The organism is Stenotrophomonas sp. 05L44_2, assembly GCF_056665995.1.
Genome location: NZ_JBFTNR010000673.1, coordinates 1 through 2276 on the forward strand (window position 1 = coordinate 1; position 2276 = coordinate 2276).

The window sequence follows — 2276 nt, forward strand, 5'->3', positions numbered from 1 at the left end:
GCGGCTGCATCTGCAACAGGCTGTCGACGAACACCCGGTAGCCATGCGCGGTCGGAATCCGGCCCGCCGACGTATGCGGCGAGGCCAGCAGGCCCAGGTCTTCCAGGTCACCGAGGATGTTGCGGATGGTGGCCGGACTGACCTCCAGGCCGGCCACGCGCGCCAGCGTCTGCGAACCCACGGGCTCGCCATCCTGGATGTAGCGCGCGATCAGCGTGCGCAGCAGGTGCCGCGCGCGCGGGGCAAGTTGGTCGGGAGAACCGTGCATGAAATCAACCTGTGAGACAGGGACATTAGATAATGGCGACGCATCCCCTTGGCAAGTCATTGGACGACCCCGCCGCGCGTGCTAGCGTTGCGCGGCTGCAGACACCCCCTTACCCATGCTCAGACATCTTTCAATCAAGGATTTCGCCGTCGTCCGCGCCACCGAACTGGAGTTCGGGCCGGGCATGACCGTGGTTTCAGGCGAGACCGGCGCGGGCAAATCGCTGATGGTCGACGCCCTGGGCTTCCTGTCCGGCCTGCGCGCCGACAGCGGCGTGGTCCGCCATGGYGCGGCCCGGGCCGAACTGTCGGCCGAATTCGCGCTGGACCAGCTGCAGGCCGCCCGCCAGTGGCTGGCCAGCAATGAGCTGGACGATGAAGACCAATGCCAGCTGCGCCGCGTGATCCGCGCCGACGGCGGCTCGCGCTCGTGGATCAACGGCCGCCCGGTCACCCTGGCGCAGCTGGCCGACCTCGCCGGCCTGCTGGTGGAAATCCATGGCCAGCATGAGCAGCAGGCCCTGCTGACGCGCCCGTCGCAGCTGGCCCTGCTGGACGCCTATGCCCGCAACGAAAGCGAACGCCGCCAGGTGCGCCGCGCTGCCGCCACCTGGCAGGCGCTGGTCGATGAATCCCTCGCATTGTCGCAACAGGGCGACGTGAGTGACCGCATCGGCTTCCTCGAACATCAGCTGCGTGAACTGGACCGTGAGGATCTGGAGCCGGAGTCGATCACCGCGCTCGGCGCCAGCCATCGCCGTCAGGCGCATGCCAGCGCCCTGTTGGCCGCCTGCCAGGCAGCTTCGGACCAGCTCAACGGCGACGAAGGCCACTCGGCGCTGGACCTGCTGCAGCAGGTGCGGCATGAACTGGCCAGGGTGGCCGAACATGACCCGCGCCTGGGCGACGTCGATGCCCTGATCGACAGCGCCTCCATCCAGCTGCACGAGGCGCTGGCCCTGCTCGACCGGGTGCATGACGACCTGGACGCCGATCCSGASCAGTTCGAGGASAWCGARCGCCGSCTSGGCCGCCTGCACGACCTGGCSCGCAAGCACCGCGTGCCGATGGATGAGCTGGGTGCGCAGCGTGAGCGCATGCACGCCGAAGTGGAACAGCTGCGCGGCGCCGACGAGCGCCTGCAGCGTCTGGCCGGCGAAATTGAGAAGGCCGCAGCGGCCTGGCGTGTCGAGGCTGCAGCACTGACCACCAGCCGTCGCACCGCTGCTGCCGAGCTGTCGGCCACCACCACCGGCATCATTGCCGAGCTGGGCATGGGCGGCGGCCAGTTCCTGATCGAGCTGGAGCCGCAGGACAACGGCAAGCCGGACCCGCAGGGCGCCGAGCGCGTCGAGTTCCTGGTGGCTGCCAATGCCGGCCAGCCACCGCGTGCGCTGCGCAAGGTCGCTTCCGGTGGCGAGCTGTCACGTATTTCGCTGGCCATCGAAGTGGCCGCGCTCGACCTGGATGCAGTGCCGACCATGGTGTTCGACGAAGTCGACTCCGGCATCGGTGGCGCGGTGGCCGATATCGTCGGCCAGAAGCTGCGCGCCCTCGGCGAAAAGCGCCAGGTGCTGTGCGTTACCCATCTGCCGCAGGTCGCCTCCAAGGGCCACGCCCATTACCGGGTCAGCAAGGCACCGGTGGAAGGCATGACCCAGAGCGCAGTGGAGAAGCTCGACGCAAAGGCCCGCGAGGAAGAGCTGGCGCGCATGCTGGGTGGAGTGGAAGTGAGCAAGGAAGCCCGCGCCGCCGCGCGCAAGCTGCTGCAGGTGTAGGTCCCTGCACGCCTGTTGGCGCGCGTGAATCGGGGGCATTCATCCACGCATGGCGTGGATCTACTGCAGGCCTGACGCCTGGTAGTGCCGGCCGCTGGCCGGCAACCCAACGCACGTGGACGAGGACCTGGTAGTGCCGGCCGCTGGCCGGCAACCCGACGCACGCGGACGAAGACCTGGTAGTGCCGGCCGCTGGCCGGCAACCCGACGCACGCGGACGAAGGTCATGAC

Annotated in this window: 1 protein-coding gene and 1 pseudogene; one reads left to right on the forward strand and one right to left on the reverse strand. The window is 68.6% G+C overall.

The window, feature by feature from the left end:
* Nucleotides 1–268: pseudogene (locus AC1VAN_RS19080) on the reverse strand (heat-inducible transcriptional repressor HrcA); the annotation flags it as partial.
* A gap of 115 nt (nt 269–383) precedes the next feature.
* Between AC1VAN_RS19080 and recN the strand changes: the two are divergent.
* Nucleotides 384–2045, forward strand: a complete 1662-nt coding sequence (gene recN, locus AC1VAN_RS19085; protein ID WP_480986468.1) for a DNA repair protein RecN — start codon at nt 384–386, stop codon at nt 2043–2045.
* The last annotated feature ends 231 nt before the right edge of the window (nt 2046–2276 follow it).